The sequence below is a fragment of the Winogradskyella arenosi genome (assembly GCF_003337305.1).
Classification (GTDB): Bacteria; Bacteroidota; Bacteroidia; order Flavobacteriales; family Flavobacteriaceae; genus Winogradskyella; species Winogradskyella arenosi.
Map to the genome: position 1 here is coordinate 346,735 of NZ_QPJO01000003.1, position 18,872 is coordinate 365,606.

The window sequence follows — 18,872 nt, forward strand, 5'->3', positions numbered from 1 at the left end:
CTTTACTTTAATTCTTTTAATAATACTTTCTTTAACTGTATAAAGAAATTTTCTTTAGTAAAATACGTCTCCCATAATAAGCGATTCGAAACTTGTATTTTTTTAAAATCTTCCACAGTGATTGATTTATGAAAATCTAATAAACGCGGTCCTATATTTGCAATCTCGACTTCATTAATAATAAAACAATGTTTTTTCCAATCGATACTATCTGAAAACGGTAATTTACAATCTGTATCAACAAGTATAGGAATACGCCCCATAGCTAAAGTTTCATAAAATCTAACTGAAAAATTTCCCAATCCTCGCATACAAAATGTATAGGGATTTTTATTCATATTTTCATTAAACTCTATAGTTGTCGCTTCTAAGTCTTTATTCGTTTTAACACCTGCCCTATAACTATTGCGATAAACAAAATTAGTTTTAATCGTAGTCTCTTTTTCTAAAAGATTTAAATATCTAAATCTTAATAAACTAGACGGATAAAAGGGTTGAAAATCAATATGCTTTTTTCCTAAAAAACGAAAAATATTAAGTTTTATAAAGCTTAAAGCCTCCTTCATTAATTTAATAAATCCACCATTAGCATGACCTACAAATCCAATTACTGGGTTCTCTTTTTTTTCTATAGTTAAAAAATTATGTTTTAGTTTCGCATAAGGGTCTTCTATAAACGGTGGCATAATAAAAGTCTCCTTTTCTGTTTTGCTTTTAAAACCGCCTAACCTTAATATTAAAACATTAGCATATTTTAAAGTTATCCCTATGTCTCCAGTAGTAAAGACTAAAACTTTTTTACAAATACTTTTAGCTTTATCTATAAATGCCTCTATTTCTTTTTTTCGACCTAAACCCATCATATAATCGACCGTTAGAGGCAACAAAAACATGTCACAATCTTCAGCGTTTACTACAAATTCGAAATCTGAATTACTAATTAAACCTTTCTCTGTTAATAAGCTATCTATTAAAGGAAACCAATGTACACTGGGCACATTTTCCTTTAACAACGCTGTATCTGTATATAATTTAATTGCTGACATTTTCTACTAAGTTTTGAGCTATGTATCTAGAACTTTCATTTAGCGGATGTAAAACAACCTTTTTCCTCCACTGCTCTTTATCCTTAGCCATATCAGTAGGCTTAGTTAATACTTGATCTATCGTTTTAATTATTTCTTGTTTTGAATTCAACCAAACAACACCTTCCAAATATTTCATGGACCTAAAATGTTGATATTGATATACTGTAGTTACAGACCAATCTTTATTATGCGCTACATCATAATTTATATAGATACAAGGCTTATTAAAAATTGAAAAATCAAAAGCCATCGTAGATCCTAAATTATAAACCAATTCACAATGCATGGCTAAATTTAACTGCAAACTAATATCCTTATAATCAGGGTAATAGCCACCCCAATTTCCACTAATCTTATTCCAAATGGGATCTATGGCTACAATGTGACTCTGAAATTGCTCTAACACTTGGTTATAGCGCTCAGAAAAATCAACTGGGCAACGTCTAAAAATAATTTGGATATTAGATCTTCCTTTTAAAGACGCTGCCAGATCATAAAGATATTGAGGATCATAAGGAGATGTTTTTTCATCATCCCCACTAAAGCAAATCCAAGCTTTATTTTCATCTAAATTATGTTGTTTAGCAAACGCTTTTCTTGTTATAACTTGCTTATCCTCTAAATAAAATTCAAATTGAGGTGTCCCTACTAATTTAATTTGCTCTGAAGGAATTTCGGGATAATAATCCGCCATTTCTTGTTGCATCCAATCTCCCCATACCAAATACTGGTCCGCCGTAACACATAGGCGTGCTTTAGGAAGATTATCCCAAGAAAAAATAGCACTAGTCACCTTTATATTTAATTGTTTTGCAGCTAAACAAATAGGCATTAAACTAGCAACACGCTGGTGAGTGATAAATACAGTTTGCGATTGTAAGGCTTCTAAATCGGCTTTATATTTGGCTATAACTGCCTTCCCCCAATGTTGTTTACTTTGAGCTTCATAGTTTAAAATACGTTTATAGTCTTTAGCTAAATATCCTCCTAATACTTTAGCCATCCTCTGCATACAAGCACGTTTGCTGAGCCCCTTTACTTGTGGCCAATTGGTTAGTATAGATACATTATCCTTAAGTTTTGCATTATGTTTTAATCGTGCATAGGTGGTCGCTTCTCGGTATAAACGCGTTAAAGACGGCTCTGCGATTAAGGTTATCTTTTTATATTTAATTTTAATACCATGTAAACGCTCTACATCTAAAAATACCGCTTTAGGTAAAGGAGACCAAATTACAATTTGTATATCATTAGACTTCAATTCCGCAATAAGATTGGAATAAAGATAATTTTTTATTCCAACACCATCTGGCACTAGAAATAGAACTTTTTTTATCGTCTTCATATATCTCGAAATTGCTTTTGGTGGTTCAAATTCCAAAATGTATCTTTCTGTAAACTTTCTAAGAATAAGGTACCACTATTGCCACCTCCAAATTGGGGTGCTCGTGGCGCTATTTTGGCATTAGAAACTTGCTTTAGGGCTTCTAGAATAGCCACTTCAGAATAGTCAACGTTTATAATTTCTGAATGGGTGACTCGATTTTGCTGTCGGGTACCAATGTTAATCACCGGCACCCCATAATAAGGTGCTTCTCTTACTCCTGCACTACTATTTCCTATAATGCATTGCGCATGCTTTAGCAAGGTTAAAAAGTATTCAAAACGTAAGGATGGAAAGATTTTAAAATTGGCATGGTTTTCAATACGCTTATAAGCCTTTAATATAACCTGACTCCCTAAATCGTTATTGGGATAGATAACCACGTAGCGTCTGTTACTTGCTATTAAGGCATTTACAAAAGCCTTTATGTAAGCCTCCATGTCATTCGCTTCAGTGGTCACGGGATGAAACATTACAATACTGTAGGTTTCAAAATCAATATTATAATAGGTTTTAACTGTATTTAAATCGGGTAAGGTATTAGAGAACATAATATCTACATCTGGAGACCCAATGGTGTAAATCGCCTCTTTCAATTCTCCCATTTGTATTAAACGCGTTTTAGCTTGATTGTTAGATACAAAGTGTACATGACTCATTTTGCTGGTGGCATGGCGTAACAACTCATCTATAGTCCCAGAGACCTCACCGCCTTCAATATGCGCTACAAGGATATTATTTAAACTCCCCACTATAGCCCCTGCTAAAGCTTCTACCCGATCTCCGTGCACTACAATTAAATCGGGGTCTATCGTTTTAACATACTCTGAAAACCCTGAAATGGTATTGGCTAAGGTTAGATCCATTGTGGCTTCATCCGTATGATTTTTAAACGTATGGATATTTTTAAAACCACTTCGTTGTACTTCTATTAGCGTGTAGCCATACAATTCTTGTAAATGCATTCCGGTAACAAAGATGTGAGGTTCAAACCCTTCCGCATCTTGAAGTATGGCCAACAATGATTTTAACTTCCCAAAATCTGCTCTTGTACCTGTTAGGAATACAATTTTTTTCATGGTTACATTTTATAAATTTAGGGATTACAAGAGGTCGTTTCACCTTTTAGAATCGGAAACAATTTTAAGGCTTTTATTTGAGAGGTTAAAAGATTATATGCTGTTTTACCTAATAATTAGCCATAAGGCTAATGGCCTCCTCCGCGTCTTGTGCAGGCTTAACCGATATTAAAGCTACTCCTTGCCTGTATCTATGTGATGTCTGTCTGCTTAAGCTGTACATCTTGAGGTAAATTTACCGTTGCTATTTTACCTAAAACAGCATCAAATTGTTCGGCTAGAATCTCACCTGTTCCAGGTCGTTTTACCCAAATATTAGCTTTTGTAAATACCTCTCCTTTTTTGATGGGTGCAATTGTACAAACCGTTGCAAATGCAAAGTCTATAGTCACTTGCTCTTCTTTTGCAGGGGCTTTAGTCCCTCCTCGCATCAATGCCATTTCTGCACTGTTTACAATAAGCGCTTTACAGGCTTGTTCGTCCATACTACACACAATATCTGGCCCTGTACGTTGCATATGATCGGTAAAATGGCGTTCTAAAATACTCCCACCCAGGGCAACTGCTCCTAAGCACGCATTATTATTAAGGGTATGATCACTTAGACCAAAGACTTTATGAGGAAATGCCTCATGTAATTCTTGCATGGCACCAAAACGCACCAAATGGCTAGGCGTTGGGTATAAGTTGGTGGTATGCAATAAAGCAACAGGCACCTCGTATTTATCAAAAATAGCCACCGCTTTTTTTACACTCTCAATTGTATTCATACCCGTACTGAGAATAACAGGTTTCCCAAATTTGGCTATATGCTCTAAGAGGGGGTAATTGTTACATTCTCCAGATCCAATTTTATAAGCGGGTATATCAAAATGATGTAAACGCTGGGCAGCCGCTCTTGAAAACGGGGTGGAAATAAAAATTATACCCTTACTTTCTACGTACTGCTTTAAAGCCAATTCATCGGCTTCATTTAAAGCACAGCGCGCCATAATATCGTATATAGAGATCTCAGCATTTCCTGGGATGACCTGTTTAGCCGCTCCACTCATTTCGTCTTCTACGATATGCGTTTGATGCTTGACCATTTCTACCCCTGCTCGTGCTGCAGCATCTACCATGGCTTTAGCCACTTCTAAAGACCCTTCGTGGTTAATGCCAATTTCAGCAATGACTAATGGCGGATAGTCCTGGCCTATTTTACGACCTGCAATTTCTATATATGGGTTCATGATTTTATTTTAAGAGGGGTAAACTTAACGAAGATTTTGAAAAAAGCATAATAAAAATACAATGTTAATTCTCCTTCTTTATAATTCTTATGATATATTCGCTGCCTATATTATTATAACGCTATTTAAATGCTATTTAACTCATTAGACTTTGCATTATTTCTACCTATTGTATTTCTTCTTTATTGGTTTATTTTTAATAAGTCTTTAAAACTCCAAAATGCCTTAATAGTAGTTGCAAGTTATACTTTCTATGGTTGGTGGGATTGGCGTTTTTTATCATTAATTTTGTTTAGTACTATTGTAGATTATTCTATTGGAGTTGCCTTATCTAAACAAGAACACCAAACCAAACGTAAAGTATTACTATGGACGAGTATATTAATTAACCTAGGATTTTTAGGGTTCTTTAAATACTACAATTTCTTTCTAGATAACTTTATTGAAGCGTTTTCTTTATTCGGAACACAAATACAAGCCAATACCTTAAATATCATATTACCCGTAGGGATTAGTTTCTACACCTTTCAAACTTTGAGCTACACCATAGATGTTTATAGAAATAAACTTGAGCCAACTAAGGATTTTGTGGCTTTCTCTGCATTTGTGAGTTTTTTTCCTCAATTAGTTGCCGGACCAATAGAACGGGCTTCAAATTTATTACCCCAATTTTACACTGAAAGAGTTTTTAGATATGAAAAAGCTGTTGACGGTATGCGACAAATTCTTTGGGGCTTATTTAAAAAGATTGTCATTGCAGATAATTGCGCCCAATATGCTAATATTATTTTTAATAATTCTGATGACTACTCTGGAAGTACTTTAGTACTTGGAGCGCTGTTTTTTACGTTTCAAATTTATGGAGACTTCTCTGGTTATTCAGATATTGCCATAGGGACATCGCGATTATTTGGATTTGATTTAAAACAAAATTTCGCTTTTCCTTATTTCTCTAGAGACATCGCTGAATTTTGGAGACGGTGGCACATTTCATTATCAACTTGGTTTAGAGATTATTTATACATTCCGCTTGGTGGTTCTAGAGGCTCTAAATGGAATCAAGTTAGAAATGTATTTATCATATTTATTGTTAGTGGCTTTTGGCATGGCGCCAATTGGACTTTTATTGTTTGGGGAGCTTTAAATGCTATCTATTTTTTACCGATGTTACTTTCTGGAAAAAACAGAAATAACCTAGATGTTGTTGCACAAGAAAAATACTTACCCAACCTCAAAGAACTTGGTTCAATGTTAGTTACTTTTAGTCTCACCGTTTTTGCTTGGATTTTTTTTAGAGCTGAGAACATGGAACATGCATTGGATTATACTTTTAGAATCTTTTCAAAATCACTTTTGAATTATCCGGTATTTGAAAAAGATGATTCAGCTAAATTAATATTATTGTTAATAGTACTGTTTATTATTATAGAATGGTTAGGGAGAAGACATAAATATGCTATTGAACAACTAGGCTTGAATTGGAATTCTATGTTTAGGTATACTATGTATTTAATAATTATAATTTTGCTATTTTGGTTTGGAGGAAATGATCAACAATTTATATATTTTCAATTCTAAAATATGAAAAAATTTATTTTAAAAAGCGTTTTCTTTATTGCTCCGTTTCTTTTATTGTATTTATTAAATATAATTTACTACTATCCAAATGAAGGTGATCTTTCAAGGATTGGTTACCTATACAGTAAAAAAGAAACAACAGAAGATGCGTTTAAAGATTTGCATATTGAAAAGAAATATACCACATTTTCTGAACTAAATTTAAATACGAAAAATAATTTCGATGTACTAACTATCGGTGACTCATTCTCAGAGCAAGAAGCAAAGGGTTATAACAATTTTCTTGCAAATAATTTCTCTGTATTACATATGGATAGGTTTTTATCTGAAAACCCAATACAAAAATTAATCGAGCTTATTAATGGTGATTTTTTCCATATGAATCAGTTTAAATATGTCATTTTACAATCAGCAGAGCGATTATTTGTACAACGAACTGAAAATATTGAATTATCTAAAATCACAGACATACAGACGTTAAAATATAGTATAGCAAATAGAACAAATAGCTTTTCTAAGCTAAGTCCATCTTTTTTTTCAGATGCTACTCTAAAGATACCTATTACAAATTTACAATACCTAATCTATGATAAGCCGACATTCTCTAAAACTTATAATGTAAAAACTAATGGTAATAATCTATTTACAGGTAATAAAGACAACCTTTTATTCTTTGAAGATGACTTAAAATTTTTAGTCCATAAAAATGACTCATCAAGAATTTCAAAAAGCAATGTTTTAATGAATAGGATTAGCCAATTACTTGAAGAAAAAAACATTAAACTATTACTATTAATAAGCCCTGACAAATACGATCTTTATTATCCGTATATAAAAAATAAAGACAAATTTAAAGCTCCTCTTTTTTTTAATTATTATACTGACCTATCAAAAGACTACTTGTATATTAACTCTATAGAAATATTGCGCAACGAATTGAATGTAAATAAAAATGTTTATTATTTTAATAGCACGCATTGGTCTCCTATAGGAGCTAAAGCTATTTCTTTAGAAATAAATTCTATTTTGATGAATTAAGAAACGTAATTAACCTTAATACTAAAACAATAGTAATCATCTTTATCTATTTCTGAATAAAAATTCCGCATAATCAAAATCCTCCTGAGTATCTATATCTACTTTAGCAAAGACGTGATTTACAATAAAAGGAAAAGCATCTTCTGTCATAACATACCCCTCACGTATGGCATTCGCTGAGGTAATATATAACAAGCCATTCTCGTAATATAGAGGTTCCAAATCTTGACTGCGTTGTCCTGTTGCATAATTAAAGGGGACAAATTTATGATTTACAATTTCACCTAATTTATCGTGATTACGACTCACCGTAAAAACACTAGAACTATTGTTAGATTTAAATTGAGCAAACACATCTTTAAATAGTGTTGGGGGGCGTAATGGGTTAGTGGGTTGTAATAACACTATGGCCTCAATTTTATCGTCATTTAATTGCTGTAACACATGCTGCAAGGTACTAATTGTAGGCTCTAAATCACCTGATAAAGCTTTAGGCCTATCAATCACCAAAGCACCATAGTCTAAAGCAATTTTCTTTATCTTTTCATCATCTGTACTTACGTAGACAGCATCGATATCTTGTTGTGCTAAGGCATATTTAATACTATGCGCTAATAAAGGTAAACCTCCTAATGGCAAAATATTTTTAAATGGTAAACGCTTAGACCCTCCACGGGCTGGTATAATGGCTATTATTTTATTTTTCATAAAATATTGGGTCTGTCATTTCTATATTTAGATGAAATTCACGAAGCCAAATCTCAAAAACTAAGACACTGTAAAGTAATCGTCCTATTCTAAATGATGGTTTTTCTCTATAACTATTCAGTAATTTAACGACATTTAAAGGATTTATAATCCTTAAATCTGCCGAAATATTTTCATTTACTAATTTTATAAGCAATGTACCCCATTCATTTTTTAAATATTCGTAATATGGAATTGAAAATCCTTTTTTAGGTAATTTAAAGAAACTTTCTGGAATATATTTTGATCCTATTTTTTTTAAAAGCTCTTTATCTTCCCCTGAAGGCATTAGAGTATTTAAAGATAAACTAGACACATAATCTGCAATTCTATAATCTAAGTATGGTGCTCTAGACTCAAGAGAAAAAAGCATGCTAGAAGCATCCATTTTATAAAGAAAATCATTAACAAGCTTATCCTTTATACCTTTATACATAAAAACATCACTTTCTGTAGAAATTTTAGATAATACCTCTTCGTTAACAACATTACCATACACCTTTACATCATTAAAACTAAGTATATTTAAGACTTCTTTAACTGGTGCTTTACTACTTTTATAAAACGATTCTATCCCACCCCATTTAAAGAGTCTACTCATTGTTAATCTATCATTTAGCTGTCTAGATATGTTGCCATTTGCATCTAAGGATTTATCAATAATTTTTTTAGTGAGGTAATTACCTTTAAAATTATTTTGTTCAAACAGTATAGGTGTTTTATAACCCCCAAATATTTCGTCGGCTCCATCACCTGACAACATCACTCTAAAGTCTTTACTTGCCTCTTTTGCTATTGCCATACTTGGTATTAAAGATACATCTGCCAAAGGTTCCATGGTCTTTAATATTTTAGGCAAAAACTTTATAGAACTATTGTCTAGTGGCACTATTTTATGCTTTACTCCAAGATGATTAGCAACAAAACTAGCCGCCTCTGCTTCATCATTAACACTGTTTGGCGTGCTCATAGTCAGTGCTGTGACATATTTCTTTTTTTGTGATGCTAAAGCCGTGATTATGGATGAATCTGTACCGCCACTCAAATAAACCCCTACAGGCACATCTGCCTCTAATTGCTCTGAAACCGACTCAAAAAGCATGGTTTCAATAGTATCTTTTGCTTCAGAAAATGAGGTTTCGATCTTATTTTTGTAATTTAAATCCCAATATATACCTTCTTCAAAACCTTCTCTTGTAATTTCTAGGAAATGGCCTGGTTTTAGTTTACTAACCCCGTTATATATCGTTGATTCTGTTAAATATTGCTGAGTAAACAACTCAAACACCGCTTGTTTATTAATCTCCAAGGGCTTTTCAATTAGAGCCACAATACCTTGTAAGTTTGAAGCAAACGAGAAATTATTGTTTTTGTCAATGGTATAATAAAAAGGTTTTTCGCCAAATCGATCACGAGCAGCAAAACATACATTTTTTACATTATCCCAGATCACGAAAGCAAACATTCCTCTGATTTTTTGAAGAATTGACTTTCCAAAAACAATAAAACCTTTTAATAAAACCTCGGTATCTGAAGTTGTATTAAATTCAACACCTTTATTTTTTAATTCTTTATTAATCTCTTTATGGTTGTATATTTCTCCATTAAAAACAATTGTATATCTTTCATCAGCAGAAGACATAGGTTGATTTGAACGCTTATTTAGATCTAGAATTGCTAATCTATTGTGACCTAAGACTGCATATTTGGATTTAACACTATTTGAATAATCAGGACCTCTATAGTTCATCGCCTTTAAAGAAGTAACCGTTTTATTACCTTCTTTTTCTGTTATACCAGCCCAATTGATTATTCCACTAATTCCACACATTCTTACTTAATTTCTTTTTCACTATTAACTATACTATCTGCAAACTTCTCAGACCATTGCTCTAAAGATAAAATTTGTGAACCAGCTGTTTCATTTTTCCATCCCCCCTTTACGTTTTGATACGCTTCTTCCATTCCAGAAATCCAATCTTTAATAAAGTTAGGATGTTCTATGAATTTCCCATCGGATTTAAACATAAAATCTTTAACTCCGCCATTTGCAGCTGCTAGACAGTAACATCCAGAACTAATTGCTTGAGCTAAACTTAAACCAAAACCTTCTTTCCATAATGTCGGAAAAAGATAAATGTGTGCTAATTTATAGAACGTATGAACTTCATTACTGGCTATTTTTCCTAAAAATTTTACATTTTCTAATGTGTTTTCGGAAGCCACACCTACAATCAGCAATTCAACATCTGTTCTATCTTTTGCCCATATAGACCAAGCCTTTAAAATAACCTTTAATCCTTTTTTAGGTCTATTATGAGACAACCAGAGAAATACTGTTTTTCCTTGAAGATCATAGCCTTGTAAAAGACTAGTTTTTGTCTCTTTAGATATTAATTTAAATTGTTTTTTATCTACAGGATTATGCAGCACAGAAACCTCTGGTATAAATTCTGAATACTTTGCTTTGTTATATTCATAGGCCGATTGAGTTAAAAAAATCATCTTATCAATATTCTTACAAAACTTTATATGTTCACGATCTTCTAAATAATAAGAGAAGCCACAATTATAAAACACAATTGTAACTTTTGATTTTAAATTGTTTTGTTCTAAAAATAAAGACAACTCATTGTTTAACCTAATATTATCCATTACACAGATAATAACATTATCGTTATTACCTATTATTTCTTTTAAAGGATTCATAAAGTTTTTAAACTTTATATTTGGAAATAATTTTAATAAAAATCGGTTATTAACAACCTTACAGTATATAGTCTTTACTTTCTTAAGTTTTTGCTGAGAAGTGGTTGGTCCACAAACTACATAATCAAAAATGTTATAATCACTCTCAAGAAAGTATTTTAATCTTTGTGTCCAAGAGCCATTCTTAGTATCGGGTAACCCATGTTCTGATAATAAAATTTTTATTGTTTTCGGCATACCGTCTTTTTTAAAACCAAGATTGGAAGGTAACAGATTCCTTTTAAATCTAATATCTTAATTTGTTCTTTTAAAACAAAGCGATATACTTTATATGATCTATTAAAAATAAATTGTCTATTCAATCTAAAAAGGAAAATTTGCTTTTGTTTTCTAGTTATTAAATTAGAATAATTCTTAAATAAATATTTATAAAAAAGAAACTCCGCTTTCTTTCCTTTTACAACATCTGAATTAACTCCAGATAAATTATAATTTCCCCTTCTAAAATAAAAAAAGGCTTCATTGATGCTGTAAATATCACCAAAATTACTGGCTAACAATATACTTAAGTCGTCTGAATAATACGCATTAGGAAAATCTATGAATACTTTATTCACATCATCAATGTCGTTCTTAAACACATACTCACTCAAAGAACTCCTTGTTAAACCTTTAGTCTTCCTAACATACGAATCGAGTGCATTTTCAATTATAGGATGATTGTATGGTTCAGATATTTTCTCACCAGTATCTGAAATCAAAATACTTGAGTATCTTACAACCTTAGAATTAGATTGCTTTATTTTTTTAAGATTTTTATAAAAAGAATCAATATAATTAGAGCTAATAACATCATCATCGCAGAGAATCATAAACCATGTCTCTTCTTTAATTAATTCCAAACATCTTTTCCAATGAGAAACTAAAGATTTATGTCCTAAATTATTTTCAAAATAAGTATAAGATATTTCCAAAGCATCAGAATACTCCTTAACCAAATCATCGATAGAGTCTGGGCTTGCATCATTACCAATATAAACCTTAAATTTTTTATTGGTTTGACCTACTAATGAATTAAGAGTTTCTCTAAAAAAAATAGCCTTATAAAAAGGGATAACTATTGCTAACATATTCTTTATTAAAATGTTTAATTTAAATCACTTAAACCCCATCCAAACTTTTAATTTACCCCATTTTTGTAAGACAGGAATTTTCTCTAAAAAATACATTTTCTTTGCTGATTTAGATAAATAAAAGAAATATTTGGCTCCCACATAACATATAAATTCCTTCCTTTCAGGTAGTGTTTTTCCATTATTTATAGCTGTAGCTTGATTGGAATGCAAACGAAATTTTAAAAGTCTTTTATTTTGGATTCCTATTGTGTATTTCTCTAATAATCTATAACTGAATTCCAAATCTAAAATTTGTTTATAATTCTCATTAAAAACACCTAATTCATTAAATATTGATTTATCGTATAAAAAAGTATCTGGTTCTCCGAATAAATTGTGCATAATAGATGAAGAGTACTTAAGGTGCTTTTTTTTAAAGAAAAAGTAATCATTAAAATCTATATTTTTTTGCAAATCATAATTAAATGAATACCACCCTCCAGAATCAACAGGTTCTGAAAATTCATTAATTATTAAACGTTTAGAACAAACTGCCTTTAATTTATTGACTCTCAAAAAATCTACTTGCTCTTTAATACAAGACGTCTCTAAAACATCGTCCTGAAATAAAAATTTTATGTATTCTCCATTTGAATGTTCTATACAATTATTCCAATTAGCCCCAATGCCTTTAGGTAAATGATGATATATATTTACAGAAAAATCTACTTCCGATTTAAATCTCTCTAATATATTTAAAGTATTATCATGAGATGCATCATCGCTGACCACAACCTCAATATTATTATATGTTTGTAGTTTTATACTATTTAAAGCCTCTTTAAGAAAAGCTTCACCATTATAGGTTGGTATACATATCGAAACTAAAGGATTCATTTTTTGTTATTCATTTTTTTAAAGACTAATAATGTCATTTTTTTTCCAATGATAGTTCTTATTGCCTTTTTGAACTGACGCTTTCTGTTTATCTTTTCGGACTTTTTAGAGACTTGCCAATATTCTAAATATTGATCAACACTCTTACTAATATTAAATTCTCTAGAAGCCACATCTCGTAAATAAATTCCGTCTGAAGCATTATATTTTAAAAATTCATCTTTCAAACTAGAATGGTTATATTTTATTTTAAAATACCTTCCAGAACAATTATTCAATAGACTTAATCCTAACTTGTTTTTTATGTATCCATCTCCACAAGACTCAAAATAATGTCTACTGTCATAAACAACTACTGGTCTAGCGCAAGCCATGGCTTCATATGCACTTCTACCAAGCCCAACAACCATATCAGCCTCATTTATTACTCTCTCAATATCCCATACTGAATCTTGATACTTATACGCTTCTAAATAACTTAAATTTAAATCATCACAAACACTCTTTATGGAAGCATTTGCTTCTTGTGAATGACATAAACTTAATACAGTTTTCAATTTTAAATTAATTGGCTTAAATTCTTTAAACCTACTTAGATTGATACCATTATAGATGATTTTATTAGAGAAACCTAAACTAATAAGATGATTTTGGACTTCTTGAGATATAGCAACATGGGTATCCGCTAAATATGATGGTTGCTCTAATATTGGAAAAATACCATGGCATGTTTGTATAACATAACCTAAATAAAATAATTCAGTAACACATGTGTTATGATTTGCTAGGATTAAATCATATCTTTTTAATGATTTGTATTTAACTTTAAGTTCATTTTCTATCTTATCTGAGACAAATCCTTTTTCAAATGTAAAATACTCTACATAAATATCTTCTCTACTCTTGAGTTCTTCAATAAGCGTATAGGTAAATGTTTCGGATCCCCCTAATCTATTTAATCTAGCATTAGCTACTAATATCTTTTTAATTCCTTTAAGCATATTAAAGGTGCTGATTAAATAAAGCTATTTCCACTTTTAACCCTTCTGTTATTAATAATATTTCCTCTTTAGACAAGTCATTTTTAAAAGAATCGCTTTGTCCTTTTCTGTATGCCCCAGAGACACTTACTTTCGTTTTATTTTTATTATCTGAAATTATGGCATCTATATTTTCAGCTGAAACATTTAAGTAGTTTAACACTTTGGTAAATTCAGTTTTAGTGTCTTTTAACAAGTTTTCGTAACTTATAACGTGAGCTGTCTTTGCATTAATTACACCAGACAATACCGAAAAATATTTTTTAACCTCTTCTATAGACTTATCGATATCATAATTTTCAAAAGCCACCATATTTGATGTGTACATTGAGTTAACAATTGCCACTGGATTTCTAAGTATAACAATATCCTTACTATTAGGAAAATCTTTTTTAATTAAATTATACTTAAGCGTATGTAAGGGCGTTTTTTCTATAATAATTTTGCCCTTATTATTTTTGCAAAATGAAACAATAGTTTTTTTAGCTTTTTTAGGTTGTTTTATATAAATCCCTGACTCACTAGTCGCATAATATCCTTCTGCGTCTTTTTCGATACCATTTGTAAATGGCACAATATCTTGGTGAGACTCTAATAGCGACCATAGCCAGGTGGTCCCCCCTCTAGGACAGCCAAAAATAAATGATACTTCTTCTTTTTGCTTTTTAAATAGCTTTAGCATTTCTAATTTATACGTTTAAATGTGTAATCGACCAAAACTCCCTCTTTAGATATTTGCTCTTTCCCACTTTTGAAAAAATCACCACCTACGACATTAAAACTTAAAGCATTCTCAATATCGTCTTGTAGTCCATCAGAACTAAAACACGATAATTGAATTGTGTAATTCCCTTTAGGCAACGGGAATTTAGGAATAAAATATTCTATTACATTATTCTTTGTTGCTTCCAAATTAAATGCTGTGGCATCCACAAAATAGTTATTGCATAAAAACCTAATACTCCCCTTATTATCGATAAATTGAACTCGTACTTTTAAGTTTGCTTGTTTTACTCTTGTTTCGGAACAAATCTGAATTTTATAACTCTCTCCTGATAATAAATTTAATTGATTTTCATTCTTTTCATTTACTATTGAAATGTCTTTAAATAAGAAATCACCATTTCCGGATCTATCTTTACGCTCTGTGAGAGGTATGCTTTCTTGTATTTTATTTTGACTTAAATAGAAATCCACAGCCTCATCCGTAGCCCCTTCAAAAACAGAGGTCCCATTCTCTAAAACAATTGCACGTGTACATAAATTTTTTACTGCTGCCATGTTATGACTCACAAACAACACCGTTCGCCCCTCTCCTTTTGAGATATCCTGCATTTTCCCAATAGCCTTTTTCTGAAACTCAGCGTCACCCACAGCCAATACCTCATCAATGACTAAAATATCAGGCTCTAAAAAAGCGGCTACCGCAAAAGCTAAACGGACGCGCATCCCAGAAGAATAACGTTTTACAGGGGTATCTACATAGCGTTGACAACCCGAAAACTCAATAATCTCGGTTTCTTTGGCTTTTATTTCGGCTTTGGTCATCCCTAAAATCGCCCCATTAAGGTACATATTTTCACGTCCCGTTAATTCTGGATGAAACCCTGTCCCTACTTCCAATAAAGATGCTATTCTACCTCGGGTTTTAATTTCGCCTGTAGTTGGTATGGTTACTCGAGAGAGGAGTTTTAATAAGGTAGATTTCCCTGCCCCATTTTTCCCAATAATACCAAGCACTTCACCCTTTTTAACTTCAAAATTAATATCGCGTAATGCCCAAACATAAGCACTATCCGCTTTTGTACTTCGGTCATTTACGGCTCCTACTTTTAAGTATGGGTCTTCTTTACCACGTATACGTGCCCACCAACGATTGAGGTCGTGACTTATAGTCCCCGTCCCCACTAATCCTAGTCGGTATTGTTTACTTATGTTTTCGGCTTTTAAGATGACACTCATTGTTGTTTTTTGTTTGTGATTGGTGTATCGCTTTCTTCTCACTTCTCACTTCTCACTATTTACTATTCAAAATTAAACTGTATCGATAAAGGTTTTTTCTGTTCTATTGAAAATAATAATCCCAAAAAACAAAATTAGGAACGTAATTATAACTGTATAAGCAATTCCAAAACCATTTATGGTTCCTGTACCTAATAGCATGAATCTTGCGGTCTCAATAATATAAGCCAATGGATTATACTCTACGACCCAAGCTATATTGGGCAATTTATCGCGCATCAGTGCTAACGGATACATTACAGCGGATACATACATTAATAACTGCACACCGAAACTCACCAAAAATTTCAGGTCTCTATACTTCGTTACCAAGCTGGAAATAATCATTCCTATTCCTAAACCTAAAAATCCCATTAATAACACTATAAATGGAAAAAAGACTAGACTACTCTCTACTGCAATGGCAGCTCCATTTGTATAATAATAGATATAAAACGCAATGAAGATAAGTAATTGAATTCCGAATTTCAATAAATTGGATATGATGATGGATAAAGGGACAATGATCCGCGGGAAATAAACCTTTCCAAAAATGGCTTCGTTACTTTTGAAGGTATCACTCGTCGTTGTGAGGCAGGTGCTAAAATAATTCCAAATTGAAATCCCGGCTAAATTGAATAAAAATGGTGGCACTGTTCCGGTTTCAATATTGGCCACCTTATTAAATATTAAAGTAAACGTTAAAGCTGTAAATAAGGGCTGTATTAAATACCAAAGCGGACCTAAAATTGTTTGCTTATAAAGCGTTACTACATCTCTTTTTACGAAAAGCACTAATAAATCTCTATAGTGCCATATTTCTTTGAAATTAAAGTCTATCAGTTTCTTTTTTGAAGAAATAGTATAGAGCCAAGATTCCTCGTTTAGCTTGCTCAATTTTAGTCTATTTTTGATGGGGTAAATATAGTCATTACAACGTAATACTAAAAAATAGACATCTAAATTGTAGCGTTATTTACAATTTATTAAAGCTACTATGATTATCCTTAAATTAAAACCGCTCTGTTTTAGATGATATCATATCTAAGAAGCGATGTCATCCGATTGTTCTTTATTTCTACTTATACGCGTCTTTAAATCTGAAGGCGTCATAAAGATATCAAAATCTTTATGATATAAATAGTTTGAATATCCATCTTCTAATGATTTTTTTTGATACGTACGCCTTATTGCCTCGTCATCCATTGGCCCTTTTTTATAGATGTCTGTATTGACATAATCGAAGACTACTGTTACCGGCAGGTTAAATACAATAGCAAAATCAAAAATCCCTATAACACGTTGATTTCCTAAGTTTCTTTCCGTACGAATATATTGCATCATATTTTGTGCAGAACGCATACTTAAACCCGTTATTTGATGCACATCCGTAGAGTCTAAAAATAATTTTTTCTTCATAATCTGAGGTCTTTAAAATTATATAAATCCTTAATTATCTGTAATTTACATAAAAGCTTTTACCTCATCTACATTTTTCGACAAACGACCACAAAAAATTCAATTTATAATATTCTACTTACTAAAAAACACATTTCAACTCCCTACCCCTCTGATAAACGGTTAATTTTCAAATTTCCACACCTACAAGGCATTTTTCTATTTTTAGTTTTAACGGCAATAATTGTCATAAAGCGCAATACTTGTTTAAAATTTTGAGATTCGGCAATTTGAAAATATACAGCGCTTTAATCGCTCTAAATTTACCACCGTATTCACAGTGCCAGAAACTTATACCCCTATGAAGCGCTAATGAGGTAGAATGTTGAAAACGCTGTAATACCCAAGTTTATTTTTTTTAACCTTTAAATACCATGTATAATGGCAAAATTAAAAAGCATAATCAAGATCGAAGGCACCCTGGGCGATCTTACCTTTTACAAGGGCAAAGAAGGGTATTTAGTAAGAACTAAAGGTGGCGTCAGTGCTAATCGTATTAAAAACGATCCTGCATTTGCACGAACCCGAGAAAATGGTTCTGAATTTGGACATTGTGCCACAAGCGGAAAGCAGCTACGGCACGCTATTGTTGGCTTAATGTCTGATGCCAAAGACAACACGGTTACTTCTAGACTGACACAGGTAATGAGCCAGGTTAAGAACACTGACCTGATCTCGTTACGTGGACAACGCCAAGTTTCTGTAGGTCTTGCGACTACTGAAGGTAGAACGGCTCTTAAGGGCTTTGACTTTAACCGCAATGCTAAACTAACCAGTGTTTTACGAACAGATTTTACTCTAGATCCGGTTATTGGAGAAGTGACCCTTGTGGACTTTGTACCTGAACGTGATTTAGAAATTCCTGGCGGAGCCACCCATGTTAGTTTTTATGCCGGATTTCTAAATTTAGACTTTAGTACGGGAGCAAAAGAATTACAGACTAGCCCTGTTGTTAATTTACCTATTAATATGACTGCAAGCTCTGTAAACTTAGCCCCTGTGGCTGTACCTTCAGGTAGTGGAAATCAGTTATACTTTTTAAAAGTTGCTTTTTTTCAAGAGGTCAATAGTGTGCAATACGCTTTAAATAATGGGGCTTTTAATGCCTTGCAATTAATAGAGGTATTGTAATCTTTAGTGTCAAAGTGTAAAAAGCTGTCTGAAAAGGCAGCTTTTTTTTTTGTTTATCGCTTTTTGTATTATGTTTTAATTTTAAACCCTCCGTCTAAGTCTTCTGCGGCGACTTAGACACCTCCCTTTCTGAAAGGGAGGAGCACTTTGAGGACTTAAATAGTAATTGGAGTGAAAATGACGTTGGTTGGTCTTTTTAGAACTGAACCCTCCGTCTAAGTCTTCTGCGGCGACTTAGACACCTCCCTTTCTGAAAGGGAGGAGCGCTTTGAGGATTTAAATAGTCATTGGAGTAAAAATGACGTTGATTGGTCTTTTTAGAACTGAACCCTCCGTCTAAGTCTTCTGCGGCGACTTAGACACCTCCCTTTCTGA

At 32.3% G+C, this 18,872-nt stretch carries 17 protein-coding genes; 3 read left to right on the plus strand and 14 right to left on the minus strand.

Features of this window, described 5'->3' with window-relative positions:
* Window positions 1-2: 2 nt before the first annotated feature.
* The 4 genes from DFQ08_RS10640 to DFQ08_RS10655 form a co-directional block, all read right to left on the minus strand.
* Window positions 3-1,046 (minus strand): exostosin domain-containing protein, encoded by a 1,044-nt coding sequence (locus DFQ08_RS10640; protein WP_114310004.1) that lies wholly within the window; start codon window positions 1,044-1,046, stop codon window positions 3-5.
* Window positions 1,033-2,433 carry a hypothetical protein gene (locus DFQ08_RS10645; protein WP_114310005.1) on the minus strand — a complete coding sequence of 467 codons (1,401 nt, stop codon included), beginning with the start codon at window positions 2,431-2,433 and terminating at the stop codon, window positions 1,033-1,035. Before DFQ08_RS10645 ends, DFQ08_RS10640 begins: the two co-directional genes overlap by 14 nt.
* The gene (gene neuC, locus DFQ08_RS10650) at window positions 2,430-3,551 is read right to left on the minus strand and encodes a UDP-N-acetylglucosamine 2-epimerase (RefSeq protein WP_114310006.1); all 1,122 of its coding nucleotides are present in this window, start codon (window positions 3,549-3,551) and stop codon (window positions 2,430-2,432) included. The genes DFQ08_RS10645 and neuC overlap by 4 nt, the downstream gene beginning before the upstream one ends.
* A 191-nt stretch (window positions 3,552-3,742) precedes the next feature.
* Entirely contained in the window at window positions 3,743-4,783 is a 1,041-nt protein-coding gene (locus DFQ08_RS10655; protein ID WP_114310007.1) for an N-acetylneuraminate synthase family protein, read from the minus strand.
* 129 nt (window positions 4,784-4,912) lie between these two features.
* Here DFQ08_RS10655 and DFQ08_RS10660 point away from each other — a divergent pair, with 129 nt between their 5' ends.
* On the plus strand, window positions 4,913-6,361 hold the full coding sequence (locus DFQ08_RS10660; protein WP_114310008.1) for an MBOAT family O-acyltransferase: 1,449 nt from the start codon (window positions 4,913-4,915) through the stop codon (window positions 6,359-6,361).
* Window positions 6,362-6,364: 3 nt separating this feature from the next.
* Window positions 6,365-7,399 (plus strand): alginate O-acetyltransferase AlgX-related protein, encoded by a 1,035-nt coding sequence (locus DFQ08_RS10665; RefSeq protein ID WP_114310009.1) that lies wholly within the window; start codon window positions 6,365-6,367, stop codon window positions 7,397-7,399.
* A 42-nt stretch (window positions 7,400-7,441) separates the two neighbouring features.
* On the opposite strand, the gene DFQ08_RS10670 is transcribed toward DFQ08_RS10665, so the two are convergent.
* The 10 genes from DFQ08_RS10670 to DFQ08_RS10715 all read right to left on the minus strand — a co-directional run bounded on the left by DFQ08_RS10670 (window position 7,442) and on the right by DFQ08_RS10715 (window position 17,327).
* Window positions 7,442-8,107, minus strand: coding sequence for an acylneuraminate cytidylyltransferase family protein (locus DFQ08_RS10670; protein ID WP_114310010.1), 666 nt, complete (start codon window positions 8,105-8,107; stop codon window positions 7,442-7,444).
* Window positions 8,097-9,977 (minus strand): asparagine synthase (glutamine-hydrolyzing), encoded by a 1,881-nt coding sequence (asnB, locus tag DFQ08_RS10675; protein WP_114310011.1) that lies wholly within the window; start codon window positions 9,975-9,977, stop codon window positions 8,097-8,099. Before asnB ends, DFQ08_RS10670 begins: the two co-directional genes overlap by 11 nt.
* Window positions 9,978-9,979: 2 nt before the next feature.
* Window positions 9,980-11,092, minus strand: coding sequence for a glycosyltransferase family 4 protein (locus tag DFQ08_RS10680; protein WP_114310012.1), 1,113 nt, complete (start codon window positions 11,090-11,092; stop codon window positions 9,980-9,982).
* Window positions 11,077-11,985, minus strand: coding sequence for a glycosyltransferase (locus tag DFQ08_RS10685; RefSeq protein WP_114310013.1), 909 nt, complete (start codon window positions 11,983-11,985; stop codon window positions 11,077-11,079). The genes DFQ08_RS10680 and DFQ08_RS10685 overlap by 16 nt, the downstream gene beginning before the upstream one ends.
* A 27-nt stretch (window positions 11,986-12,012) precedes the next feature.
* Window positions 12,013-12,867 carry a glycosyltransferase family 2 protein gene (locus DFQ08_RS10690; protein WP_114310014.1) on the minus strand — a complete coding sequence of 285 codons (855 nt, stop codon included), beginning with the start codon at window positions 12,865-12,867 and terminating at the stop codon, window positions 12,013-12,015.
* Window positions 12,864-13,868: a glycosyltransferase gene (locus DFQ08_RS10695; protein WP_114310015.1), complete on the minus strand. Its 1,005-nt coding sequence runs from the start codon at window positions 13,866-13,868 to the stop codon at window positions 12,864-12,866. Before DFQ08_RS10695 ends, DFQ08_RS10690 begins: the two co-directional genes overlap by 4 nt.
* A 1-nt stretch (window position 13,869) precedes the next feature.
* Window positions 13,870-14,589, minus strand: coding sequence for a sulfotransferase family protein (locus DFQ08_RS10700; RefSeq protein ID WP_114310016.1), 720 nt, complete (start codon window positions 14,587-14,589; stop codon window positions 13,870-13,872).
* 2 nt (window positions 14,590-14,591) lie between these two features.
* Window positions 14,592-15,869: an ABC transporter ATP-binding protein gene (locus DFQ08_RS10705; RefSeq protein ID WP_114310185.1), complete on the minus strand. Its 1,278-nt coding sequence runs from the start codon at window positions 15,867-15,869 to the stop codon at window positions 14,592-14,594.
* Window positions 15,870-15,941: 72 nt separating this feature from the next.
* Window positions 15,942-16,805: an ABC transporter permease gene (locus DFQ08_RS10710; RefSeq protein ID WP_114310017.1), complete on the minus strand. Its 864-nt coding sequence runs from the start codon at window positions 16,803-16,805 to the stop codon at window positions 15,942-15,944.
* Between the two features lie 147 nt (window positions 16,806-16,952).
* Entirely contained in the window at window positions 16,953-17,327 is a 375-nt protein-coding gene (locus DFQ08_RS10715) for a hypothetical protein (RefSeq protein WP_114310018.1), read from the minus strand.
* Between the two features lie 420 nt (window positions 17,328-17,747).
* On the opposite strand from DFQ08_RS10715, the gene DFQ08_RS10720 reads away from it, so the two are divergent.
* The gene (locus tag DFQ08_RS10720) at window positions 17,748-18,497 is read left to right on the plus strand and encodes a hypothetical protein (RefSeq protein ID WP_114310019.1); all 750 of its coding nucleotides are present in this window, start codon (window positions 17,748-17,750) and stop codon (window positions 18,495-18,497) included.
* The last annotated feature ends 375 nt before the right edge of the window (window positions 18,498-18,872 follow it).